Below are 24,511 nucleotides of genomic sequence, written 5' to 3' on the forward strand. Positions count from 1 at the left end.
CCTCCCACTAAAATTAATTACTACTGTCTTACACTATAATTTGGTGCTTCTTTTGTCATCGATATATCATGCGGATGACTCTCTCTCAAACCAGCTGCAGACTGTATTACAAATGTAGAATTTTTATATAAGTCATTTAATGTGGCAGCTCCAAGGTACCCCATTCCTGAACGTATTCCTCCAACCAGCTGGAATATAGTATCTGCAACATATCCTTTATAAGGCACCCTTCCTTCTACGCCTTCTGGTACCAATTTCTTGTTTCCTTCTTGAAAATATCTGTCTTTACTACCACTTGCCATAGCAGAAAGTGATCCCATTCCTCTATAAACCTTATAAGTTCTTCCCTTATATATTTCAGTTTCACCAGGTGCTTCCTCACATCCTGCAAGCATGGACCCCATCATAGCAACTCTAGCTCCTGCAGCTAATGCCTTTACTATATCTCCTGAATACTTTATTCCTCCGTCAGCTATAATTGGAGTATCATATTTGTTGGCTTCTTCCACACAATCCATTATTGCCGTCAACTGTGGGACTCCAACTCCAGCTACTACTCTAGTAGTACATATTGATCCAGGCCCTATACCAACTTTTACTGAATCTGCTCCAGATAAAATTAAGTCCCTAGTAGCTTCCGCTGTTGCAACATTTCCTGCAATTATTTGTATGTCAGGATATTTTTCTTTTATAGAATTTACTGCAGTCAATACTCCTTTCGAATGTCCATGTGCTGTATCAACAGTAAGAACATCTACTCCCGCTTTAACCAATTCAATTACCCTATCCATCATATCCTTAGTAACACCAACAGCTGCTCCACATAGGAGCCTTCCCTTATTGTCTTTTGCACTATTAGGAAACCTTTTTACTTTTTCTATATCTTTTAAGGTTATCAATCCTCTCAGATTGTTATCTGAATCAACTAAAGGTAACTTCTCTATTTTGTATTTTTTTAGTATTACCTTCGCCTGTTCAATAGTGGTATCCTGCGGAGCTGTTATCAATTTCTCCTTGGTCATAACTTCTGAAATTTTTTTACTATAATCAGTTTCAAATACCGTATCTCTGTTTGTTATTATTCCAATAAGTTTTCCATCTACAGTTATAGGAACTCCAGATATCCTATATTTACTCATAAGTAAAAGTGCATCATCTATAGTATTATCTGGAGAAAGATAAAATGGATTTGTTATTACTCCATTCTCCTGTCTTTTTACCTTGTCCACTTCAACAGCTTGTTGTTCTATAGTCATATTTTTATGTATTACTCCAATGCCACCTTCTCTTGCCAGTGCTATAGCCATTCTTGAATCAGTAACAGTATCCATACTTGCACTCATAATTGGTATATTTAATTTTATTTTTTTAGTAAGATTAGTTTTTAAAGATACTTCCCTTGGTAAAACTTCTGACTTGTTGGGTACTAAAAGAACATCGTCAAAAGTATATGCCTGTTTCAAAATTCTTGCCAATTAAAATCACTCCTATAAATTTATATTTATCAAATGTTCAGCTTTAAGCATATAATGAAAATATTTTACCTAAAATAAAAAACATATTAAATTCGTTGTTTCGTGAAATTAATATGATTATACCATAAGAATTCCACTCATAGTCGGAAATTTACGGCCTCCGGTAGATACTTCCTGCCACATTCAGGGGATATATGAGCTGAATAAAAGATTCTTTATTTATTTTTATAAATTTTGATGTCTTTCTATCTGTTTCATTAACTATTTACACTATTTTATTCAATTTTTTCGTTTTTGTCAACGTAAATATATTATAAATTTTAGAAATAGAATGCTGACATATATACTCTCATCAAATTATTTCCCAAAAGAGTTGTAATAATCGAAGACACCATAATAAATGGTATAAAAGGTATAAAATCTTTTCTCGACTTTATGTTTAATACAATTAAAATTATTCCCATCAATGTTCCAAGTAAAAATGAAATTATAATCATTAGTAATACAAGCTTAAATCCTAAAAATAATCCTGCTATTATACAAACTTCTGCATCTCCTAATCCCATTCCCCCTGTAAATATAACTAAACAACATATAAATAATCCTGCTGTAATTCCCCCATATATGAATGTTCTTATATCATATCCAATATAATACTCAACCAGCAAAAATATAATTGAAACAACAATTCCCATAATAATTGTATTGAAATATACATTCATTGTATAAATATCAATAATGGCTATCAAAAAAACTATAGACAAAAATGCTGCATACTTGAAAAATATAAAACTAAATCCATATCTTATATATAATAAAAAAAATAATATACCTGTTATAATCTCAATTATAAAATATTGCAGTGATATTTCATTGCCACAATATCTGCATTTTCCTTTCAATATTATATAGCTAAAAACAGGCATCAGATCTCGCCATTTTATTTTTGTATTACAGTTTGTACATCTAGAAGGTGGATGTATTATAGATTGTTCCCGCGGTATCCTGTATATACATAAATTCAAAAAACTTCCTACAACAGCGCCTAATATAAAAGCTAAAATTTTCATTTTATAATTTCCTCCTATTATAGGATTATTTACATATTTTCAGAATATATACCCATATAAATGTAATAACCCAGTATCCATAATGATACTGGGTTATTGTAAATGTATAATTTTTGAATGTTATTAATACATTCCATCCATTCCGCCCATTCCTGGTGCACCTGCTCCTGGTACGGGATTATTATTTTTTTCTGGAATATCCGCTACTGCTGCTTCTGTAGTCAAAAATGTAGCTGCTACTGATGCAGCATTTTGAAGAGCCGATCTTGTAACTTTAGTTGGATCTACTATACCACTTTCTACCATATTGACATATTTGTTTTTTAAAGCATCAAATCCAACACCCGGTTCACTGCTTTTAACTTTTTCTATTATTACTGATCCCTCAAGTCCAGCGTTAGCTGCTATTTGTCTTATTGGTTCTTCAAGTGCTTTTCTTATTATTTCAATACCAATTTTGATATCCTGCACATCTGAAGTTAACTTTTCAACTTCAGGGATTACGTTTAAGTAAGCTGTTCCACCACCTGGAACTAATCCTTCCTCCACAGCCGCCTTTGTAGCTGCAAGTGCATCCTCTATCCTCATCTTTTTCTCTTTCAATTCAGTTTCAGTTGCTGCTCCAACCTTAATTACTGCTACTCCACCTGCCAATTTTGCAAGTCTTTCCTGTAATTTTTCTCTGTCAAAGTCTGAAGTAGTTTCCTCTACTTGCTTTCTAATCTGATTTACTCTATCTGAAATTGCACTCTTTTCGCCTTTTCCATTTACAATTGTAGTATTTTCTTTTGTTATTTTAACATTATCAGCTCTTCCAAGATCCTCTATATTAACTTCTTTAAGATCTCTTCCCAACTCATCTGATATAACTTTACCGCCTGTAAGTACTGCTATATCTTGAAGCATTTCCTTCCTTCTATCGCCAAATCCTGGAGCCTTTACTGCTACACAGTTAAATGTTCCTCTTAATTTATTTATAACCAATGTAGTGAGTGCTTCTCCTTCTACATCCTCAGCTATTATAAGTAATTTCTTACCCTGTTTTACTATTTGTTCTAATAACGGAAGTATATCTTGTATATTGGATATTTTTTTATCAGTTATCAATATATAAGCATCATCCAATGCAGCTTCCATCTTCTCTGAATCAGTTACCATATATGCACTTAAATATCCTCTGTCAAATTGCATACCTTCAACAACATCCAATTCAGTACCCATTGATTTTGATTCCTCAACGGTTATAACTCCTTCATTTCCTACTTTTTCCATAGCATCAGCTATCAACTTGCCTATTTCCTCATCAGAAGCTGATATAGCCGCAATTCTTGCTATATCCTCTTTCCCATTTACTTTTTTTGATATCTTCTTTATCTCTTCCACTGCTTTGTTCACTGCTTTTTTTATGCCCTGTCTTAAAAGCATAGGATTAGCTCCAGCTGTAACATTTCTTAATCCTTCTCTTATTATTGCTTGAGCAAGCAATGTAGCTGTGGTGGTACCATCTCCTGCTACGTCATTTGTCTTTGTGGAAACTTCTTTTACAAGTTGAGCTCCCATATTTTCATAAGGATCTTCCAATTCAATTTCCTTTGCTATAGTAACACCATCATTAGTTATAAGTGGTGAACCAAATTTTTTATCAAGTACTACATTTCTTCCTTTTGGTCCAAGTGTAACTTTTACTGTATTTGCTAATTTATTTACGCCTTCCTGCATAGCTTTTCTGGCATCCTCACCAAATAGAATACTCTTTGCCATAAAAAACCCCTCCTAACAACTTTGAAATTATATAAATCTAATTTTATTTTTCAATTATAGCTAAAATATCATCCTGTCTTAAAATTGTATATTCTACACCATCAAGTTTTACTTCAGTACCACCATATTTGGAGAATAATACTCTATCTCCTATTTTAACTTCCATTTTAACTTCTTTTCCATCTACTACTCCGCCTGCCCCAACAGCTATAACTTCAGCCTCCTGTGGCTTTTCCTTGGCAGTTCCCGGTAAAACTATTCCACTTTTTGTAGTTTCTTCTGCCTCAATTTTCTTTATAACAACTCTGTCTCCAAGTGGTCTAATGTTCATCAAAACCCCTCCTTAAAAATATTTTTGATTTATTTAAAATAATTATTAGCTCTCATTATTAGCACTCATTAATAATGAGTGCTAACACAATTATTATAATAATAAATACAGTTTATATTTTCAAATTCTAATTTTAAACATATGCAGTATATATATCCCAATTTATTCAATGTACTCTTATTAAATAAATATTTCTTTTAATTCCTATTAATTTCAACGTTTTACATAAATCCATATAATATTTTTTATTTAATCAGAAAATTTAAAATAGTCTTTAATCATCATTTAGAAGATTTATGTTTCGCTACCTTCAGTATTATCTTTTCTCCCCGAAAAAATCCTATCATAAATAGTAAAACCATTGTTAACGATATAAACACAAGAACAAATTTATTACCAGAATAAATCTTTGCACCAAAATATGACGAAATCATTATTCCCGGTAATCTTCCTAAAGTAGAGTAAACAGTAAACTCCCTTAAATTCATTTCAGACATTCCACATATATAAGCCAAAATATCCTTAGGTACACCAGGTACCAGATATAAAAAAAATACGAAAAAATTTATATTTTTCGAATTCAGTATATTTCTAAAAAATCTAAATTTCCTTTTGGATATTATCTTGCACATTAATGGTCTTCCAAAAATTTGAGAAATTATATATGCAATTATGCTTCCTAAAGTTATCCCTAAAATAGACAATATAGTTCCAAAAAATGTTCCATATATGTAACCAGATGCAATTTGAATAAATTCTCCCGGTATAAAAAATGCAATAACCTGAAGTACTTGTAATATAAAAAATATAAACATACCATATTTCCCATAAGATACAATTATATCTTTTAATTTTCTAGGACTTCTTATGATATATATATATCTGGAATAATACTCATAAGCAATTATAATCATAAATATCAAAACTATACTTATTATAATAGTACCAAGTACTTTTTTATCCGACGTAAGAATCTTCATTTTAAAACATCCCATGATTAATTTATAAAGTAAATCTATTTACTATAATATCCATATAATTTCTATTTATACTGATTCAAATTTTTATTTTCAAAACATAAAAAAAGTAATTAAATACATTTTTATATACTCAATTACCTTTTTTATTGTTATAAAAATATGAACTGTTATCTTTCCATATTCAAATCTTTAAATTTTTCAAGATTCTTATTTGATAATACAGTCTTTTTATTAGACTGCTTACTAAATTTTAGGAGTTGAGGTCTTGCCTTCATAAGAGATGCCATAGTTACTGGCCCTCCAATACAACCTCCTTCACACATCATCCCTTCTATGAAATTTCCAGGAACTCTGCCTATTTTTGCACTTATCATCGTTTTCTTTATTTCATCTTTTCCACTTACTTTAATAGGCTTGAAATCTACATCTATATTTTTCTCAGAAATATAATCTTTTATAGCAGCTGTAACACCGCCACCTTGCGCAAATCCTCTTCCAAAAACCGATGCGTCATCTATAATCTCATCTTCACAATTTTCAAGTTCTATAGAAAAAGCCCCTATCATTGCAGCTATTTCCTCAAAGGTTAGAACATAATCCACATCATTTTTTATAGACTCTCTCATTATTTCAACTTTTTTTGCAGTACAAGGTCCTACAAAAACAACTGCTGCATCTTTATGAAATCTCTTTATAAACCTTGCAGCTGCAATCATTGGTGATACAGTTCCAGATATATTGTCCACCAAATCAGGAAACTTTAATTCTATATAATTCATAAAACCTGAGCAACATGAATTGGTCATAAATTTATCACCTCTACCAATTCTTTCAGAAAACTCATTTCCCTCATTTACCGCTACAGCATCTGCCCCACAGGCTGCTTCCACCATATCACTAAATCCAATCTTTCTAAAGGCATTTTTAATTTGTCCAACAGTTACTTTAGGACCAAATTGACCTGTTATAGATGGTGCTACTATAGCATATATTTCCTTACCTGAAATAAGTTGCTTAGTAACATCTACAATATAACTTAAATCTGATATAGCTCCAAAAGGACATGCTGCCATACAAGCCCCACAACTTATACACTTTTCTTTTTCAATTTTGGCTTTCCTATCATCTAAATTTATTTCAAGAGCACCAGTTGGACACGATCTCTTACAAGGTCTCATAACTTCTGCTATAGCATTATAGGGACAGACTTTTCTACACATTCCACATTCCTTGCAGAGATCCTGATTTATATATGATCTTCCATTGACCCTGGTAATAGCCTTTGCAGGACAAACTTCCATGCATTTATGCTGTATACATCCCCTACAAGCCTCGGTAACATTGTATCTATCTATAGGACATTGATCACACGCAGAAGAAAGCACAAAAATAACATGTGTTTTATCTTCAATTTTTTGTAGATTTTCAACAGTATTATCAGTAGGTAAAAAACCTGCTGCTAATACAGCTCTTTCATAAACAACAGCTCTTTCTTTGTAAACACAACATCTATATTCTGATTTGTCATTTTTTATTATATTATATGGGATTGTCTCTAATTTCCTCTTTGTTAATTTATTATCTTTCGTAAGCTGTACAACTTCTTTCAATACAAGATATTTCAACTTTTTTAATGGTGTTTCAAAGGTTAACATAAAAATCCCCCTTTCTGTTATACATATTTCAAACACTTAAGATACCGAAAATGCTTAATATCAACCTTAAATGCTTTGTAATCCATCGAACTTAATTATAACAGATTATAATAAATAATGTAACAGTTTTTTATAATAGAAGATAAAATTTTAACACAGAGAAATAAATTGATTTCAAAATTTTATATTATTTTCCCTCGCATATATATTTAGTGTAGGAATTTTTTATAATAAGACAGGATAACTATTTTAGATAAACAGCTTAAGGTGTTTTTATAGATTATCCCAAGAACAAAAAATAATAAAACAAAATTAAACTTAGGTTAATTGTTCCATAAAATAACTAAATTTCTTTTTAATTATTTTAATACTATTATGTCCATTAATTTAATAATGATATAATTTTAAATTATTGTTAGAATATAGACAGGCCTAAATTCCCCAAAATATAATTAAGGAGCTGATAAGCATAAGTTATTAGTTGTAATTCTAAACTCACTTTAATGGCATTAAGATAAAAGTGAACTAAAAAACACAAAATAACAAAATTTAGGAGGATTTAAAATGTTAAAAATCAAACATAAATTACTTTCATCTCTAGTAATAGCAGCACCATTATTTTTAAATACAGGCATAGCTACGACAGTTCATGCAAGCTCTGTAAATAATAAAACTTGTGCAGTTTATAATACAGCATGTAAATCGATAAAATCAAATAATTGCGTAGCTACTAATGGTACAGAATATAATTGTTCACAGCTTATTCAAGCCATTTGTAACGGGTCAATATACAACTGTACAAAATAAAACCTACTATAAAAACATAAGCCTTCAGTCAAAATCAAGCTGGAGCTTCTATATCAATTATACAAATAAGAAAAGTACCTGGACACAGGTACTTTTCTTATGAGATTTAATCTCGAGAAATTAAATGGTAGTTTAAACGAAGCTTAATATCATTAAAATCAAGCAGTAAATTTAAGGAAACGAATTTTATTATTATCATCCATATGATAACGTTATAATATATTGTAAACGCTTTTACATTATAAATCAATACTTAGATTTATTATAATTCGTTCAATTCATGTATCAAAGCTTTATCTAGTATAACAGAATTCTCAACTAGCTTCTCCCCTGTATCCAATATTTGATAAATTTTAATATCTTTCTTTTCTTTTAAAAAAGCGGTTAATAATATATACCCCCCATCAAGTATTTTATATTCCTCATACACTTCAGTCATAGGCTTTACCATTTGTTTTAACCTATCTCTTAACCGCTCCTTTGATGCAATATTCATACTATATATAAAAGCTTGTTCAAAATAGTTTTCAGCAGATTTGGCGCCACTCATATCCATTATCTCACTGCAATTATTACAAGGATATTTATTTCCTTCTATATCTTTAAATACACACTTTCTACATCTTATAGCCATTTATTTCACCTTCCTTGTGAAATAAATTTTACCATAAAAAGCCCCTGAAAATAGCATTGTCACTTAATTACATACATTTGCACCTTATGGAGTAAATCTACATTAATATAAATTATATATAAATACTACTAATATTTTAAATAAAGTTCCATATTAAGGAAATTTTCTGACACTATAATTATAAAGCTAGTTATTTGTTCCCTATTAGTCTTTTCATCATTTTCGTCAAAATAATTATTTTTTTAGATAAATTTTTATAATTTTCTTTATATTTTATGCAATTTATATTTTAGTATATTCAATATTATCTTAGTAACTAAAATTATCAAGCTTACATAAATTATAGTAAATATTATTTTAAATAATAGAAAGGACTATTATGAAAAAATCTTTAAGTTTTTATGGAATTGTTACAATGATTAATGATTTTTTAGTAGATGAAGCTGGTGAAAAAGAAGGATGTTATAAGTTAATGTCTACGCAAGATCCACATGATAATGTGGTAAATTTTGTAATATCCCCATCTACTTATTTTGTGGATCATAATATTGTACGAATAGGAGATATAATAACTGGATTCTATGATGCTAATGCACCTGTACCATTAATTTTCCCACCACAATTTAGAGCAATTGTAATAGCTAAAAGTATTCCACACAAGAACATAGAAGTAGATTACTTTAATAACCAATTGGTTAATTCCGACAACACATTAAAATTAAATATCTCACCTCTTACTCAAATATTGCTTGAAAACGGACAGCCATTTACTAAAAAACCTGTAAACCGTAATTTAATCGTTACTTATGGTCCTACTACAAGAAGTATACCAGCTCAAACTACTCCTTATAAAATTATTGTAATGTGTTAGGCTTTTTATTTACATTAAGCATAAGAGAGGGTAACAACTTCTATAGAGTAAGCCTCAGAGCAGTTTCCACCCTAAAGTTTGTACTATTTTTATTGAGCTGTTGCATTTGTACATTCTTATCTGCTCCACTATCATTTTTGCCCAGTTCAAATGGTATAATATTTCATTTAAATTTGGCATGATGCATCTTCCTTCCTTAAATTTTTGCAAAATAAAAAAACTTATTGCTAAAGCTTAAATATACCCTACTTATTTCATTATTTATTAAATTCTGAAGTTCTCTGTCTAATTAGGTATTTACAATTTTTGATCTTTTACTTTATCATATATAGAAATTGTAAGATTACGCGCTTTACAAGCTTGTAATACTTGAGTATTGGAATCAATTAACTTAGTTTCAAACTTACCTTTATATAAATTCAAACAATAAATATTTCCTGGAATTAAGAGAAAAACTTTATAAAACTTTTTTTCTTTATCCATTTGACATTTTTGCATATCTTCAATAGCCTTAATTATCATCATATTGTCAGCATAAATATCTGAAAAAATAAATAAACAATTGTGTTTAAAACTTTTATATTTAACAAGTTTTTTTAGTTTATCATTAAACCGAATTAATATTAAATCAAATGAGTTTTCGAAATGTTTTCCAATTAAAAGATCATTCTCTAATTTACACCCATATTTATTTATTTCTTCTAATAACTTCTCCTTGTCCACAGACTTATCATGATTATATCTATTATATAAGTTCTCTGCCTTAATTTGATCTGAATCTCTTGCATTAGTAACTTCTATTCCAAATTTATTATCGCTAGTTTGTAAATCTGGTCTATCTTTCAATTTTAAATCTACAAATTCTTTTGGATAAAATTCTTCAAGTACAATTTTTGCATAACATTCATAATAATGTTTATTCATACAATCTGAAAATGATTCATTTTTACCAATCATATTAATTACTCTCCTATGTTCTAAATTAATATCTATATATACTATATGCTTATTAATTTAATGTTATTAAAATCTTAATTGGTAAAAGCCTTAAATTCATCAAGTACATCTATACCAAAGTATATAAGTTACATCCATCATACATAAGCATTACTCCATTTCCTGCAATATGCTCTGAATCTTTTGAATTCTTGTTATGTTGTTGGCCGCTTTACTAAATCAATATATTTTTACTGTATCATCTCATGTATAGCTTTTGGATAACTAATTATCATTGTCAATGTAAAAGGAAGTAACATTGCAATAGCTATAATAGCCCATATTATTTTCATAACTACTTTTTTCAATATAGATCCCCCTTTTCAAATTTATATATTACAAGTTTATAGTATCTCCTAACTGTTTATAATATATGAACTTAATGGAAATTTTTTATTATAAATGTATATTTAGAAATACTGCTCTTGTACCTACATGAACATATCTTTATCTCTTTCTTGTAATATTCTCCAAAATTATTACTTACAATTTTAATTTTTCACGCAAAATAAGCACCCAGAGGCTTGCTCCAAATGCTTACTTTTAATATTGATAATATCTTTTAACGAATTGCATTTCCTTTATACTCAATTCTTTATATTGCAATGGTTTCAAAATTTTATATTATTTTCCCTTGCGTAATAGAAAAGATATTGTTGGGCAAATCCTGAGAATTTTCCAAACTTGTTTATTCCAAAATCCCTTATTTTTTTTAAAGAAACATCCGGTGCCAGATAAAAATGAGACATTGCTCTTTTTACCCACACATCTACAGGAAATGCTGAATATTTTTGCATGGAAAATAGCATTATACAATCTGCTACCTTGGGACCTATTCCCATAAACTTTTGGAGTTCTTTATGACAAACTTGATCTTCTTGATTTTTAATCCAGTCAATATCAAATTTTTCATTATATTCTTCATTTTTATTGTTTCCTATAGAATATATTTTTGAAACTGTGTCTTTTATATATTTATTTCTGAAACCAGTGCCGCAATCCTGAAGTTCTTCCATACTAGCTCTATTCAAGCTTTCTAAGGTTGGAAAACTATAATACGTATTACCTTTATATTTTATTTCCTTTCCCCATTTTTCACTTATATTCTTTATAGCACGCTTTATCATAGGTATTCTATTATTGGCCGATATTATAAAAGATATTATCAATTCAAATGGTTCCTGTTGAAGCAGCCTTATGCCATATCCAAATTTTATGGATTCTTTTAAAGTGCTGTCACCACTTAAAATATTTTTTATTTCATTGTAATCCCTATATAAATCAAAATATTTTACCCATATATTCTTAAAATCATCTTCACTCGTATTATATATAATTACATCATTTCCATCTTTTTTAACCTCAACAACTTTTCCAAAAGCTACACCTATGTAATTTCCATTATGCTGTCTATCCCACCTGAAGCATTGTCCGCAGTCAAATATATGTGATAATTCAAAATTTCTAACATCTTTTATAATTATACCATTGTCAAAACTTTCTACATAATTAAAATCCATTTTGCTCCTTCTTTCATAATATAAGTATAGTCATATTATACTATAGTAATTTACCATTTAACCTTAAATTATAAAAAGCTGTGCTAAACAAACTCGCACAGCTTTTTATTTAAAAAATATATACTTAACTACTTAGTTCTCAGATATTCATCTATAGCCTTTGAAGCCTTCTTACCTGCACCCATAGCTAGTATTACCGTAGCTGCTCCCGTTACGGCATCTCCTCCAGCATATATTCCATCTCTTGAAGTTTTACCCATTTCATCTGCAACTATACATTTTCGCCTATTTATATCCAATCCCTTTGTTGTAGAAGCTATAAGTGGATTTGGTGAAGTTCCAAGAGCCATTATTACTGTATCTACATCTATATCAAACTCTGAACCCTTTATTTCAATCGGTTTTCTCCTTCCAGATGCATCTGGTTCACCAAGTTCCATCTTTACACATCTTATTCCCTTAACCACTCCGCTCTCATCACCGAGTATGGCTATTGGATTAGTAAGAAGATTAAATTTTATTCCCTCTTCCTTTGCATGATGAACTTCTTCTGCTCTTGCCGGAATTTCTTCTTCTGACCTTCTGTACACAATATGTACCTCTGCACCTAACCTCAAAGCTGTTCTAGCAGAATCCATAGCAACATTTCCGCCTCCTACTACAGCAACTTTTTTTCCTACCTTTATAGGAGTATCATAATCGTTTCTGAATGCCTTCATAAGATTACTTCTTGTCAAAAATTCATTGGCTGAAAATACTCCATTTAAATTTTCACCGGGTATACCCATAAACCTTGGCAGTCCTGCCCCTGATCCTATAAATACAGCATCAAAACCTTCATCGTCTAGAAGCTGATCTATGGTAACGGTTCTTCCAACTATAACATCAGTGTCTATTTCAACTCCCAATTTTTTTACATTCTCAACTTCATGCTGTACTACTGTATCTTTAGGAAGTCTGAACTCTGGAATTCCATAAACAAGTACTCCACCCGCTTTGTGAAGTGCCTCAAATATAGTAACTTTGTATCCAAGTCTTGCCAAATCTCCTGCACAAGTAAGCCCTGATGGACCACTTCCTACCACAGCCACTTTTTTACCATTACTGGGTTCTCTCTCCGAAAGATCTATATTGTTTTCTCTTGACCAGTCAGCTACAAACCTTTCAAGTTTTCCTATAGCAACAGGTTCCCCCTTTATTCCAAGAACACATTTGCCTTCACATTGTGTTTCCTGTGGACATACTCTTCCACAGACTGCCGGAAGTGCACTTGATTTAGCTATTATTTTTGCAGCTTTTTCGAAGTTTTCATTTTTGATCTGCTCTATAAACTGAGGTATATTTATCGAAACCGGACATTGTGTAACACACATCGGCTTCTTACAGTTTAAACATCTCGATGCTTCTTTTACAGCCTCTTCTTTAGTATATCCAAGACATACTTCATCAAAGTTGTTCGCCCTTACTTTTGGATCCTGCTCCTTTATCGGGGTTCTTCTCATTCTATCTATAGCCATTATTTGTCACCTCCACATTGGCATCCTTTTCTATGAAAGGTGTCTCCTTCTTCTGTCTTTAAAATTTTTCTTCCCTCTTCAGTCTTATACATAGCCTGCCTTCTCATAGCCTCATCGAAGTTTACTAGATGCCCGTCAAATTCGGGGCCATCTACACATGCAAATTTTACTTCACCACCTACAGTAACTCTACAGGCTCCACACATTCCAGTTCCATCTACCATTATAGGATTTAAACTAACTATAGTTTTTATTCCATACTCCTTTGTAAGTCTTGACATAAATTTCATCATTACCATAGGTCCTATTACAACAGCATGATTGTATTTCTTGCCTTCCTTTTCAATAAGTTCTTTGAGTTTATCTGTAACAAATCCTTTGTATCCATAACTTCCATCGTCAGTAGCTATATATAAATTACCTGCAACAGCTTTTAATTCATCCTCAAAAAGCAAATAATCTTTAGATTTACATCCTACAATCACATCTGCTTTAATCCCATGAGCATAAAGCCATTTTACCTGTGGATAAACTGGAGCCGTTCCAACTCCACCGGCTACAAATATAATATTTTTATTCTTAAGTTCTTGTTCACTTTCATTTGTTAAATCTGAAGGTTGACCTAGCGGCCCCACAAAATCGCTAAAATACTGCCCTTCTCCATATTCAGCCATTTCTCTAGTAGATTTTCCTAGAGTTTGAAAAACTATTTTTACTGTCCCTTTTTTAGCATCATAGTCACAGATCGTTAGAGGTATCCTTTCGCCTTTTTCATCAATCCTTACTATAACAAATTGTCCTGGAAGACAGGACTTAGCTACTCTCGGCGCCTCTATATCCATAGAAAATATATTAGGTGCAAGAGCTTTTTTCTCTACAATTTTATACATTTTATTCACCCCATCTATAAAACTTGTAAAAACTTATAAATATGTTTAGTTTTTATAATTATATCATAGTATTTAAAACAATTGCAAAAAAGAATTCCTTCGCCAATTTTTAATGGCCAAGGAACCCTTTTTATTTTTACGCCCAATCAATCTTTAACTTTTATATATTTTCCAACTAATAAATAAACCCTATATTAAACTCCCCTGCTTCTTTGTAGAATATATATGTTCTCTATTTAACAATAATCAGCTGCGCCTTGCCAGGGTCAACTGTTATCTATATTAAACAATTGTATTAACCATTAATCTAGAACTACAAGCTCCGGTATAACTTTGTGATAGTCACCTACAATAGCAAAATCTACCATCTTCATTGTTTAAGCATTCTAATCTTGTTTATAGCTACTATGTAGCTGCTGTCCTTCATACCTGCTAAATACTGAACTGCTTCTGATATTCTATTTATTTTTAAAGGACTTGTCTCTCTTCTCAAGGAATGCACTCATTCCCTCTTTTTGATCTTCAGTAGCAAAACATTCACCGAATACTTCTGACTCATATGCAATAGCAGTATCTATGTCAGTTTGTATTCCCTTATTGATAGCTGCTTTACATAACTTTACAGCTATTGGAGCACTGGCAATTATCTGATTAGCAAGTGCCTTTGCTTCATCTATCAATGCATCAGGCTCTACTACTTTATTTACAAGCCCTATTCTAAATGCTTCGTCTGCTTTTATCATTTTTGCAGTGTATATAAGCTCTTTAGCCATTCCAAGTCCTACCAACCTAGACAACCTTTGAGTACCTCCGAATCCTGGTGTTATTCCAAGACCTGACTCTGGCTGGCCAAACTTAGCTTTTGATGAAGCTATTCTTATATCACAAGCCATAGATATTTCACAGCCTCCACCTAAAGCAAATCCATTTACAGCTGCAATAACGGGTTTTTCTAAATTCTCTAATTTTCTAAATACCTTATTCCCCAGAATTCCAAATTTTCTTCCACCAGCTGCATTTAAATCTCTCATCTCTGATATATCGGCACCTGCAACAAATGCTTTTCCTGATCCTGTAAGTATTACTGCCAATATGTCATCGTCAGCAGCAATTTTATCGATTACAGAATCGATTTCAACCAAGGTTTCTGAATTGAGTGCGTTAAGAGCTTTGGGTCTATTGATTGTAATTAAGGCTATTTTTCCTTCTTTCTCAAAAATTACATTTTTAAAATCCATATTAGAACCTCCCCTAAAATCTATATTGTTATAATATTATTAACACCAGATGAAATCTTCATTTCATCTATTATTACATACCCTCAAAATCATACATTATTACTCTATTTATTTTTAAAGGATTTGTCTCTCTTCTCAAGGAATGCACTCATTCCCTCTTTTTGATCTTCAGTAGCAAAACATTCACCGAATACTTCTGACTCATATGCAATAGCAGTATCTATGTCAGTTTGTATTCCTTTATTGATAGCTGCCTTACATAACTTTACAGCTATTGGAGCACTGGCAATTATCTGATTAGCAAGTGCCTTTGCTTCATCTATCAATGCATCAGGCTCTACTACTTTATTTACAAGCCCTATTCTAAATGCTTCGTCTGCTTTTATCATTTTTGCAGTGTATATAAGCTCTTTAGCCATTCCAAGTCCTACCAACCTAGACAACCTTTGAGTACCTCCGAATCCTGGTGTTATTCCAAGACCTGACTCTGGCTGGCCAAACTTAGCTTTTAATGAAGCTATTCTTATATCACAAGCCATAGATATTTCACAGCCTCCACCTAAAGCAAATCCATTTACAGCTGCAATAACGGGTTTTTCTAAATTCTCTAATTTTCTAAATACCTTATTCCCCAGAATTCCAAATTTTCTTCCACCAGCTGCATTTAAATCTCTCATCTCTGATATGTCGGCACCTGCAACAAATGCTTTTCCTGATCCTGTAAGTATTACTGCCAATATGTCATCGTCAGCAGCAATTTTATCGATTACAGAATCGATTTCAACCAAGGTTTCTGAATTGAGTGCGTTAAGAGCTTTGGGTCTATTGATTGTAATTAAGGCTATTTTTCCTTCTTTCTCAAAAATTACATTTTTAAAATCCATATTAGAACCTCCCCTAAAACCTATATTGTTATAATATTATTAACAAAATTAACAAAGTATTGTTAATAATATCACAAGTTTATTAACACTAAGTGAAATCTTTATTTCATCTATTATTATATACCCTCAAACAATACATTTCAACAAAAATTAAAACAAAAAATCATTTTATTTTGATCCAATATGATAGATTTTACTCCAAACTTGTTTAATCTATGTTGTTTAGTAAACAGCTAAGTGTTAATAAACTATCACTTAAATGAACATTCTCAACTTTTACATCTTCAGGTACAGCCAAATCAACTGGGGCAAAATTCCACACTCCTTTAACTCCATTTTTTACTAATATATCACACACTTTTTGTGCATTATTGTCTGGAACACAAATTATACCTATGTCTATATGATTTTCTTTCAGGTAATCACTCAAATAATCAATATCCTTTATTTCTATATCTCTAATTTTTATCCCTATAAGCTTAGGATTTCTATCAAAAAGTGTTTCCAGCTGAAATCCTAGTTTATCAAATCTTGTATAATTGGCAAGAGCTTGCCCTATATTACCAGCACCAACTATGACCGTCTTGTAAACCCTGCTAAGTCCCAATATATTTCTTATTTGGCTATATAATTCACTTACATTATATCCATATCCCTGCTGCCCGAAATCACCAAAGCAGTTCAGATCCTGCCTTATTTGCGAAGCTGTAAATCCTATAGTCTCACTTAATTCTTTAGAAGATATCCTGTCAACATCATTTCTCATGAGATCACCTAAATATCTATGGTATTTAGGTAGTCTTTTTATAACCGCCATTGATATATTTTTTTTCTTATCCATAACTGCACCTCGTATTTATTAATATTTAATCTACAACTTACATTTATTATATTATAACTTTGCATATTTTATATCATATCATTTTAATATGCATTCTTATTTAATAGTATTATTTCTTACTGTTAAATGTCAATAGCCCACCTTTTTTATTTTATATAATTTAATAATTTTTAACCAGCTTGTTGAACAATAACCTAAAACAAATATAATTAATTTCAAATAGCACTACAAAAATATTATTATAAATAGTAAAATATAATGGTTAAGGATGGTGTTCAACTATGGTAATTTTAAGTTGCAAAAATATTCACAAGAGTTATGGGATAAATACTATATTAGATAATATAACTTTCAATATAAATGAAGGGGAAAAAGTAGGCTTAATAGGTCCAAATGGTGCTGGTAAGTCTACTCTATTTAAAATTCTTACTGGTGAACTTGAACATGATAGCGGAGATTTATTTATAGACAAAACTAAAACTTTAGGATATTTAGCTCAACATTTATCTTTAAATTCATCCAATACAATATATGATGAACTTGTATCGGTTTTTAAAGACCTAATTGACTTAGAAAAAAAATTATCCAAATTGGAGATTTTAATGGATAAACCATATGATAAAAACGACACGGAATATAATAATAAACTAATAAACGACTATACCACATATTCTGAACTCTATAAAAATAAAGGCGGATATACATATAAAGTAGAAATAAGCAGGGTATTGAAGGGTTTAGGTTTCTTCGAAAGTGATTTCAATAGAAAAATAGATCTTCTAAGCGGTGGACAAAAAACCAGGATAGCATTATGTAAACTTCTTTTAATAAAACCAGATATTCTTCTATTGGATGAACCTACAAATCATCTTGATTTAGATGCTATAGAATGGCTTGAAGATTATCTTAAAAACTACAAGGGAACAGTTATTCTTATATCCCATGATAGATATTTTTTAGATTCAGTAACATCTATAACCGCAGAATTAATAAGTGGTCATGCCAATTTTTACAATGGAAACTATACAAAATTTATTGACCTTAAAGAAAAAGACTATGAAACACAGCTGAAAGCTTATAATATTCAGAGAGCTGAAATAAAAAGACAAGAAGCCGTAATTGAAAGATACAGATCCTTCAATAGAGAAAAAAGTATAAAAGCAGCCGAAAGCCGCCAGAAAATGCTAGATAAAATTGAGAGAATAAAAGCACCGGATAAACTTCCCAAATTAAAAAATATAACTTTTAAATCTCAAATAAAAAGCGGAAATGATGTTCTTCATATAGAGAACCTACAAAAAAATTTTGGTAAAAAGCACTTATTTTCAGATGTGAGCTTTGATATCAAAAAAGGTGAAAAAATAGCTATAATTGGTGAAAATGGCAGGGGTAAAACTACACTTTTTAGAATAATAAAAAAAGAATTAGATGATTATGATGGCATTTGTTCAATCGGTAAAAATGTGTTTATTGGATATTATGATCAGGAACAATCAGACTTGAATATGAATAAAACCATAATAGATGAAGTATGGGATAATTTTCCTAAACTTACAACTACAGAAATAAGGAATGCTTTAGCCTCCTTTTTATTTACAGGAGATGATGTTTTTAAAACTATTTCTTCTCTAAGTGGTGGTGAAAAATGCAGAATAAATTTATTGAAATTGATTTTATCCAAATCAAATTTTCTTCTTTTAGATGAACCTACAAACCATCTTGATATAATGTCACGTGAGGCTCTGGAAAAAGCACTTTTGGAATACGACGGAACAATACTTTTAATATCCCATGATAGATATTTTCTAAATAAGGTAATTAATAAAATATATGAATTGAACAAAGATGGTATAAAAGAATATCTGGGAAATTATAATTACTATGTGGAAAAGAAGAAAAATCCTCTTAGATTTGAAGAAGACCACAACAACAGTGGTAAAACAAAAACTCAAATTACACATGAAAAGAGGAAAAGAAAAGAAATCGAAAAAACGAAAAATAAAGAGAAATTAAAAATAAAAAATATAGAAGAGGAGATATCAAATCTGGAAGGTAAAATCTCTGAACTTGAAAGCAGACTTTGTTTAAAAGAAGTATACTCAAATTCTCAAGAAAGTGAAAAAGTAAATAAAGAACTTTTAAATATACAAAACAAGCTTGATAAATTATATAAAGAGTGGGAGTCTTTTATATAATAAAAGCTCCCATACAAGTTATTCCCTGTATTTACCTATCTTTTCCTGAATAGTAACTCCAGTAGGTCTATAATCAATTTTAACTATGGATTCAACTCTATTTGCTCCATTATCTACGCATATCTTTTGTGCTGCAGCTACTATACTAAGAAGTTCTTCCAATTCGCCTTCCATTGTAGTTTCCATTGGTCCAACTTCATATTTTACTCCACAAGAATCTATATAGTCTATAACTTTGTCGACAACTTCATATAAGTTTTTTTCTTCAACAACAGGTAGAACCTGTAAGCTAACATTGACAGCAGCCATAAAATCATCCCCTTATATTTTAAAATATTCTCTTAACTTTTTTACATTGTTTCTACTTATCGGTATTTCCGACTTTTCCTTGTCATTCATAACCAGTTTATAAGTTCCATTAAACCATGAGTACATTTCCTTTATATTATTCATATTTACAAGATAACTTCTATGAGCTCTAAAAAAATTCGTTTTTTCTTCTATTTGACAAAGAGTGGATCCAATAAAATACCTTTCTCTTGCTGTTTTAACATATGTTTTTTCATCCTTAATATAGCAAAAAAATATATCCTCTATATCTATAAATACTATTTTTCCATTTTTATAGCATGGAATCCTTTTCGCTAATTTTCTTTCCCTATCAAGCTTATTCATTATCTCATTTATAATTTCCGGTAATGACTCCATACCACCTAATTTATCTTTCCATTTATTTCTCAATCTATCTAAAGTAATTTCTATTCTTTTTTCATTAAATGGCTTCAATATATAATCAAGGGCATATAATTTAAAAGCTTCAATTGCATATTCTTCATAAGCTGTTATAAATATTATGTCCATCGAACTATCAATATTTTTGATTTCTTTTGCAAGTTCAATTCCATTTTTGAGAGGCATATTTATATCTAAAAAAACTGCATTTGGTTTTTTAGATTTTACAAGTTTTATTCCTTCTTCACCGTTAGTTGCAATTCCATCAACTTTTATATCTTTATATTGAGATATTATATATTCCAGTTCCTGCGCTGATGGTATTTCATCTTCAACAATAATACAACTCAATTTATTATTCATTTAAAACACATACCTCCTCCATTGGTATAACAAAACTTATTTTTGTCCCATTATTTAATGAAGTTTTTATATCAATTCCGTAATCTTCCCCATATAACAATTTTAAACGTTCATTTACATTTCTAAGTCCTATACCCGGCCAATTGCTAGTTACATAATTCAATTTAGCACTATCCATTCCAATCCCATTATCTTCTACAGAAAATAGTATATTTGAATTCTTTTCTTTATATGGAACAGCCTTTAAAAAAATGCTACCACCTTCTGCCTTTGGAAGTATGCCATGTTTTATTGCATTTTCCACAATAGGCTGAAGGACAAATACAGGTATTCTACTGTTTATTAAAAAATCCGGTATATCTATAATCAATTTTAATCTATCACCAAATCTTGCTTCCTCTATAGAGAGATATGATCTGATAAATTCTATTTCCTCTCCAAGCGTTACAAAATCCTCCTGTTTTTTTAAAGTCTGTCTAAAATAATTCGACAAATCCACTATTAACTCTCTAGCTTTCAGAGGATTAGTTCTGCAAAGTGAAGCAATTGTATTTAATGCATTAAATAGAAAATGTGGCTCTATCTGTGCTCTAAGAGCTCTAAATTTAGCTGTTGATGCCTCTTGTGCAAGTTTATTCAGTTTGTAAAGTTCTATCTGATTCGATAACAAATCGCTTAACTCTTCAACAAACTGTTTAAAATATGGATTCAAATGTTTTTTAGACCTCACCCCAAGCCCAAGTACTCCTTCAAAACCAGAATTACGTATATTAAACGGCATACAAATAAAAAACAATTTTTTATCATTATCTGATATTTCTATAATTTCATAATGTGGATTCAAATAGTACTCTTTTAATCTACTGCATAATTTTATTTTGTTCAGTTGAATTCCAGAATATGCAAGGAGATTATTTTTATCCCCAATAAAAGCTCCTTCTATATTTGACATCTCATATATTATTTGTGATACATTTTGTGCAGTTTCTAAATTAAGTCCCTGACGCATGTAATTGACAGTTTTTTGTGCAATATTAAGTGCTTTTTGCGCATGCATGGCTCCAACCCTATTATATGATTCTTTTGCATTCTTAATTATATTCACAAAAATTGCAGCTCCAAAGGAATTTATCAATATCATAGGCAATGCTATAATATGTACCAATTTAAATGATTCATCAAAAGGCTTTGAAAATATTAGAATTATACACATCTGAATTATCTCTGCAGCAATTGTACCAATAAATATATGTTGAACGCTAAAGTCAGCACTTTTTGAGTATTTCCTAACAGCTGCACCAACCATTCCCTCTGAAATCGTTGCTATGGCACAAGCAAATGCAGTAAATCCTCCTAAAAAATACCTGTGAAGGCCGCTTACAATTCCAACTGAAATTCCAACCATAGGTCCTCCTATGTATCCAGAAACAATCGCAGCTATAGGTCTTACATTTGCTATTGCATCATTCAAACCTATGTTATGTTTAATATTACTTATAACATGTGTTTGTACATTTATTCCAGTATAGTTTCCTATGATACCTAAAACACTAAAAAATACAATAAGCAAGAACTTGTCTGTGATTTCAAGTTCACCCCTAATAACCAAATTTTTAAAAATACGAGTTTGATTATACATATATGCTGCTAAAGCTATTAATGACATACTCTCAAGCAATTGTATATATATCATACCAATCCCTCCAGTAGTATCAAACTATATTTTTATTCTTTACCAATTATCAATTATTGTCAAGGTGAAAATCATATTTACCATTCAACATCTTATTATTACAATTCATGGTTAAATTTTATCACTTTAAGGAATTTCGATATCAAATTTACATATAAAGTATTAATATATATGTGAAATCGATTTAATAATTTTTACTATTTACAAATATTAAAAATTCAGGGAGGTTTTTTTATGAACTCAATAGTACTTGTAATAGTAGGCGCACTTGTATTAGTCTTAGGGTATAGGTTTTACGGAGCTTTTATTGCAGCCAAAGTTCTTGTTTTAGACGAAACAAGAGAAGTTCCGTCTAAAAAGTTTGATGATGGACATGACTATGTTCCAACTAACAAATGGGTACTGCTAGGTCATCATTTTGCTGCAATCGCCGGTGCAGGACCTCTTATAGGGCCTGTCTTAGCTGCACAATTCGGATATCTACCTGGTACACTGTGGATTTTGATTGGCGGTGTTCTTGCAGGTGGTGTTCATGACATGGTTATTTTGTTTGCTTCAGTTAGACAAGATGGACAATCTATTGCAGAAATAGCAAGGAAAAATCTTGGTGAAAGAATGGGTCTTATCACGTCTATTTCAGTTATATTTATACTTGTAATAACCATGGCCGGTCTAGGTCTTCCTATCGTAAATTCACTTTATAACAGTCCATGGGGAACCTTTACCGTAGGTTTTACAATTCCTGTAGCTATTTTTATTGGTATATATCTTAAATTTTTAAGACCAGGTAAAATAGCAGAAGCTACTGTTATAGGAATGCTTCTTATTCTAGTTGGCGTCATTGCAGGACCTTATGTTCAACATTCAGCTCTGGCACCATATTTAACTTTTAATCTGAAACAAATGTCACTTATTCTTGCTCTTTACGGATTCTGTGCATCAGTTCTTCCTGTATGGCTTTTACTTCTTCCAAGGGACTATTTGAGCACTTACATGAAACTCGGAGTTATAGGACTCCTCGTAATAGGTATAATACTTGTAAGACCTACTCTTCAGATGCCTGCAGTTACACAATTTATAAGTGGAGGAGGGCCTATAGTTCCAGGTAAGGTCATTCCATTTGTATTTATAACTATAGCCTGTGGTGCATTATCAGGATTCCATTCTCTAATAGGTACTGGAACTACACCTAAACTTATATCAAATGAAAAAGATATATTACCTATAGGATATGGTTCAATGATCATAGAATCTTTTATAGCACTTATGGCATTAATTGCAGCAACCTGTCTTCCAACTGCCGATTATTTTGCTATAAATTCTGCACCAGCTGCTTTTCAAAAATTAGGAATGATCCCAAAAGAGCTTCCTATGCTTTCACAAATGGTAGGAGAACAACTTGCAGGAAGACCTGGTGGATCTGTATCCCTAGCCGTTGGTATGTCCTATGTATTTTACAAGATACCTGGTATGAAGGGCTTGATGTCATATTGGTACCATTTCTGCATAATGTTTGAGGCATTATTTATACTCACAACCATAGATTCCGGTACAAGAATAGGTAGATATCTGTTCCAGGATTTATTGGGGAAAGTATATAAGCCTTTCAGGAAAAGAGATTCCTGGTTCAATATTATATTTTTCAGTTTTCTGATGTCATTTTCCTGGGGTTACCTTCTATATACAGGAAATATATCTACAATATGGCCTTTATTTGGTGTAGCAAATCAGAGTCTAGCGGCTATAGCCTTTGCAATAGGTACATCAGTACTTATAAGAATGGGAAAGAAAAAATATATACCAATGACGATACTTCCTATGGTATTTATATCTGTAATGACACTTATGGCTTCTATTACAAATATATTCTCAAATTATATACCAAACAGCAAACATCTGCTTGTAGTACTTTCTTTTATACTAATAGCAATACTTGTAGTAATATTATATGAGAGCATACGACACTGGATTAAAGATTTAAAATCCGGAGATTACAATAATTTAAATGAAAACAGTGTAATTTAGCTACTATAGTAACTATAAACCACATGGTGAAAT

The 24,511-nt window shown here is 30.9% G+C and carries 22 protein-coding genes, 1 pseudogene and 1 riboswitch; of the genes and pseudogenes, 4 read left to right on the top strand and 19 right to left on the bottom strand.

Going from position 1 to position 24,511, the window contains the following annotated elements; genetic code table 11:
- Positions 1 to 20: 20 nt before the first annotated feature.
- The 6 genes from guaB to ACSVC9_RS12140 all read right to left on the bottom strand — a co-directional run bounded on the left by guaB (position 21) and on the right by ACSVC9_RS12140 (position 7,272).
- Positions 21 to 1,475, bottom strand: coding sequence for an IMP dehydrogenase (gene guaB, locus ACSVC9_RS12115; RefSeq protein WP_446897726.1), 1,455 nt, complete (start codon positions 1,473 to 1,475; stop codon positions 21 to 23).
- Between the two features lie 120 nt (positions 1,476 to 1,595).
- Positions 1,596 to 1,693, bottom strand: a riboswitch (purine riboswitch).
- A 102-nt stretch (positions 1,694 to 1,795) separates the two neighbouring features.
- Positions 1,796 to 2,545 (bottom strand): prepilin peptidase, encoded by a 750-nt coding sequence (locus ACSVC9_RS12120; protein WP_446897727.1) that lies wholly within the window; start codon positions 2,543 to 2,545, stop codon positions 1,796 to 1,798.
- A gap of 123 nt (positions 2,546 to 2,668) precedes the next feature.
- Entirely contained in the window at positions 2,669 to 4,306 is a 1,638-nt protein-coding gene (groL, locus tag ACSVC9_RS12125) for a chaperonin GroEL (RefSeq protein ID WP_446897728.1), read from the bottom strand.
- Between the two features lie 43 nt (positions 4,307 to 4,349).
- On the bottom strand, positions 4,350 to 4,637 hold the full coding sequence (groES, locus tag ACSVC9_RS12130) for a co-chaperone GroES (protein WP_446897729.1): 288 nt from the start codon (positions 4,635 to 4,637) through the stop codon (positions 4,350 to 4,352).
- A 281-nt stretch (positions 4,638 to 4,918) separates the two neighbouring features.
- Positions 4,919 to 5,617, bottom strand: a complete 699-nt coding sequence (locus ACSVC9_RS12135) for a TVP38/TMEM64 family protein (RefSeq protein WP_446897730.1) — start codon at positions 5,615 to 5,617, stop codon at positions 4,919 to 4,921.
- 167 nt (positions 5,618 to 5,784) lie between these two features.
- Complete coding sequence (locus ACSVC9_RS12140; RefSeq protein WP_446897731.1) at positions 5,785 to 7,272, bottom strand: 4Fe-4S dicluster domain-containing protein; 1,488 nt, start codon at positions 7,270 to 7,272, stop codon at positions 5,785 to 5,787.
- A 564-nt stretch (positions 7,273 to 7,836) separates the two neighbouring features.
- Between ACSVC9_RS12140 and ACSVC9_RS12145 the strand changes: the two genes are divergently transcribed.
- Entirely contained in the window at positions 7,837 to 8,079 is a 243-nt protein-coding gene (locus ACSVC9_RS12145; RefSeq protein WP_446897732.1) for a hypothetical protein, read from the top strand.
- A 262-nt stretch (positions 8,080 to 8,341) separates the two neighbouring features.
- Here the strand turns inward: ACSVC9_RS12145 and ACSVC9_RS12150 are convergent, their stop codons facing one another.
- The gene (locus ACSVC9_RS12150) at positions 8,342 to 8,713 is read right to left on the bottom strand and encodes a hypothetical protein (protein ID WP_446897733.1); all 372 of its coding nucleotides are present in this window, start codon (positions 8,711 to 8,713) and stop codon (positions 8,342 to 8,344) included.
- A 379-nt stretch (positions 8,714 to 9,092) separates the two neighbouring features.
- Between ACSVC9_RS12150 and ACSVC9_RS12155 the strand changes: the two genes are divergently transcribed.
- Positions 9,093 to 9,584: a hypothetical protein gene (locus ACSVC9_RS12155; protein WP_446897734.1), complete on the top strand. Its 492-nt coding sequence runs from the start codon at positions 9,093 to 9,095 to the stop codon at positions 9,582 to 9,584.
- A 54-nt stretch (positions 9,585 to 9,638) separates the two neighbouring features.
- Here the strand turns inward: ACSVC9_RS12155 and ACSVC9_RS12160 are convergent, their stop codons facing one another.
- The 9 genes and pseudogenes from ACSVC9_RS12160 to ACSVC9_RS12200 form a co-directional block, all read right to left on the bottom strand.
- A complete protein-coding gene (locus ACSVC9_RS12160) occupies positions 9,639 to 9,794 on the bottom strand; it encodes a hypothetical protein (RefSeq protein WP_446897735.1) in 156 nt (51 codons plus the stop codon).
- Between the two features lie 87 nt (positions 9,795 to 9,881).
- Entirely contained in the window at positions 9,882 to 10,541 is a 660-nt protein-coding gene (locus ACSVC9_RS12165; protein WP_446897736.1) for a hypothetical protein, read from the bottom strand.
- A gap of 650 nt (positions 10,542 to 11,191) precedes the next feature.
- On the bottom strand, positions 11,192 to 12,100 hold the full coding sequence (locus ACSVC9_RS12170; RefSeq protein WP_446897737.1) for a DNA-3-methyladenine glycosylase family protein: 909 nt from the start codon (positions 12,098 to 12,100) through the stop codon (positions 11,192 to 11,194).
- 128 nt (positions 12,101 to 12,228) lie between these two features.
- A complete protein-coding gene (gene gltA / locus ACSVC9_RS12175) occupies positions 12,229 to 13,617 on the bottom strand; it encodes an NADPH-dependent glutamate synthase (protein WP_446897738.1) in 1,389 nt (462 codons plus the stop codon).
- Positions 13,617 to 14,507: a sulfide/dihydroorotate dehydrogenase-like FAD/NAD-binding protein gene (locus ACSVC9_RS12180; protein ID WP_446897739.1), complete on the bottom strand. Its 891-nt coding sequence runs from the start codon at positions 14,505 to 14,507 to the stop codon at positions 13,617 to 13,619. Before ACSVC9_RS12180 ends, gltA begins: the two co-directional genes overlap by 1 nt.
- Before the next feature lie 302 nt (positions 14,508 to 14,809).
- Positions 14,810 to 14,964: pseudogene (locus tag ACSVC9_RS12185) on the bottom strand (electron transfer flavoprotein subunit alpha); the annotation flags it as partial.
- 1 nt (position 14,965) lies between these two features.
- Positions 14,966 to 15,745 carry a short-chain-enoyl-CoA hydratase gene (locus ACSVC9_RS12190; RefSeq protein ID WP_446897740.1) on the bottom strand — a complete coding sequence of 260 codons (780 nt, stop codon included), beginning with the start codon at positions 15,743 to 15,745 and terminating at the stop codon, positions 14,966 to 14,968.
- 104 nt (positions 15,746 to 15,849) lie between these two features.
- A complete protein-coding gene (locus ACSVC9_RS12195) occupies positions 15,850 to 16,629 on the bottom strand; it encodes a short-chain-enoyl-CoA hydratase (protein ID WP_446897741.1) in 780 nt (259 codons plus the stop codon).
- 208 nt (positions 16,630 to 16,837) lie between these two features.
- On the bottom strand, positions 16,838 to 17,470 hold the full coding sequence (locus tag ACSVC9_RS12200; RefSeq protein ID WP_446897742.1) for a redox-sensing transcriptional repressor Rex: 633 nt from the start codon (positions 17,468 to 17,470) through the stop codon (positions 16,838 to 16,840).
- Positions 17,471 to 17,751: 281 nt separating this feature from the next.
- Between ACSVC9_RS12200 and ACSVC9_RS12205 the strand changes: the two genes are divergently transcribed.
- On the top strand, positions 17,752 to 19,665 hold the full coding sequence (locus ACSVC9_RS12205) for an ABC-F family ATP-binding cassette domain-containing protein (RefSeq protein WP_446897743.1): 1,914 nt from the start codon (positions 17,752 to 17,754) through the stop codon (positions 19,663 to 19,665).
- A gap of 18 nt (positions 19,666 to 19,683) precedes the next feature.
- Here the strand turns inward: ACSVC9_RS12205 and ACSVC9_RS12210 are convergent, their stop codons facing one another.
- Genes ACSVC9_RS12210 through ACSVC9_RS12220 form a run of 3 tightly spaced genes read right to left on the bottom strand, consistent with a single transcriptional unit; the run spans position 19,684 to position 22,453 of the window.
- A complete protein-coding gene (locus tag ACSVC9_RS12210) occupies positions 19,684 to 19,974 on the bottom strand; it encodes a thiamine-binding protein (protein ID WP_446897744.1) in 291 nt (96 codons plus the stop codon).
- A 12-nt stretch (positions 19,975 to 19,986) separates the two neighbouring features.
- Positions 19,987 to 20,760, bottom strand: a complete 774-nt coding sequence (locus ACSVC9_RS12215; RefSeq protein ID WP_446897745.1) for a LytR/AlgR family response regulator transcription factor — start codon at positions 20,758 to 20,760, stop codon at positions 19,987 to 19,989.
- Positions 20,753 to 22,453, bottom strand: a complete 1,701-nt coding sequence (locus ACSVC9_RS12220; protein ID WP_446897746.1) for a LytS/YhcK type 5TM receptor domain-containing protein — start codon at positions 22,451 to 22,453, stop codon at positions 20,753 to 20,755. The genes ACSVC9_RS12215 and ACSVC9_RS12220 overlap by 8 nt, the downstream gene beginning before the upstream one ends.
- Positions 22,454 to 22,687: 234 nt before the next feature.
- Here ACSVC9_RS12220 and ACSVC9_RS12225 point away from each other — a divergent pair, with 234 nt between their 5' ends.
- Complete coding sequence (locus ACSVC9_RS12225) at positions 22,688 to 24,478, top strand: carbon starvation CstA family protein (protein WP_446897747.1); 1,791 nt, start codon at positions 22,688 to 22,690, stop codon at positions 24,476 to 24,478.
- The last annotated feature ends 33 nt before the right edge of the window (positions 24,479 to 24,511 follow it).

The sequence above is a fragment of the Clostridium sp. LBM24168 genome (assembly GCF_052953915.1).

Excerpts from the sequence above, each read along its gene's own strand:
- ACSVC9_RS12215 (WP_446897745.1), bottom strand. The coding sequence starts at position 20,760 with ATGAATAATAAATTGAGTTGTATTATTGTTGAAGATGAAATACCATCA.
- ACSVC9_RS12150 (WP_446897733.1), bottom strand. The coding sequence starts at position 8,713 with ATGGCTATAAGATGTAGAAAGTGTGTATTTAAAGATATAGAAGGAAAT.
- ACSVC9_RS12225 (WP_446897747.1), top strand. The coding sequence starts at position 22,688 with ATGAACTCAATAGTACTTGTAATAGTAGGCGCACTTGTATTAGTCTTA.
- ACSVC9_RS12220 (WP_446897746.1), bottom strand. The coding sequence starts at position 22,453 with ATGATATATATACAATTGCTTGAGAGTATGTCATTAATAGCTTTAGCA.
- groES (WP_446897729.1), bottom strand. The coding sequence starts at position 4,637 with ATGAACATTAGACCACTTGGAGACAGAGTTGTTATAAAGAAAATTGAG.
- ACSVC9_RS12180 (WP_446897739.1), bottom strand. The coding sequence starts at position 14,507 with ATGTATAAAATTGTAGAGAAAAAAGCTCTTGCACCTAATATATTTTCT.
- ACSVC9_RS12195 (WP_446897741.1), bottom strand. The coding sequence starts at position 16,629 with ATGGATTTTAAAAATGTAATTTTTGAGAAAGAAGGAAAAATAGCCTTA.
- ACSVC9_RS12170 (WP_446897737.1), bottom strand. The coding sequence starts at position 12,100 with ATGGATTTTAATTATGTAGAAAGTTTTGACAATGGTATAATTATAAAA.
- ACSVC9_RS12145 (WP_446897732.1), top strand. The coding sequence starts at position 7,837 with ATGTTAAAAATCAAACATAAATTACTTTCATCTCTAGTAATAGCAGCA.
- ACSVC9_RS12200 (WP_446897742.1), bottom strand. The coding sequence starts at position 17,470 with ATGGATAAGAAAAAAAATATATCAATGGCGGTTATAAAAAGACTACCT.
- groL (WP_446897728.1), bottom strand. The coding sequence starts at position 4,306 with ATGGCAAAGAGTATTCTATTTGGTGAGGATGCCAGAAAAGCTATGCAG.
- ACSVC9_RS12155 (WP_446897734.1), top strand. The coding sequence starts at position 9,093 with ATGAAAAAATCTTTAAGTTTTTATGGAATTGTTACAATGATTAATGAT.
- ACSVC9_RS12135 (WP_446897730.1), bottom strand. The coding sequence starts at position 5,617 with ATGAAGATTCTTACGTCGGATAAAAAAGTACTTGGTACTATTATAATA.
- ACSVC9_RS12120 (WP_446897727.1), bottom strand. The coding sequence starts at position 2,545 with ATGAAAATTTTAGCTTTTATATTAGGCGCTGTTGTAGGAAGTTTTTTG.
- ACSVC9_RS12205 (WP_446897743.1), top strand. The coding sequence starts at position 17,752 with ATGGTAATTTTAAGTTGCAAAAATATTCACAAGAGTTATGGGATAAAT.
- ACSVC9_RS12140 (WP_446897731.1), bottom strand. The coding sequence starts at position 7,272 with ATGTTAACCTTTGAAACACCATTAAAAAAGTTGAAATATCTTGTATTG.
- gltA (WP_446897738.1), bottom strand. The coding sequence starts at position 13,617 with ATGGCTATAGATAGAATGAGAAGAACCCCGATAAAGGAGCAGGATCCA.
- ACSVC9_RS12165 (WP_446897736.1), bottom strand. The coding sequence starts at position 10,541 with ATGATTGGTAAAAATGAATCATTTTCAGATTGTATGAATAAACATTAT.
- ACSVC9_RS12190 (WP_446897740.1), bottom strand. The coding sequence starts at position 15,745 with ATGGATTTTAAAAATGTAATTTTTGAGAAAGAAGGAAAAATAGCCTTA.
- ACSVC9_RS12210 (WP_446897744.1), bottom strand. The coding sequence starts at position 19,974 with ATGGCTGCTGTCAATGTTAGCTTACAGGTTCTACCTGTTGTTGAAGAA.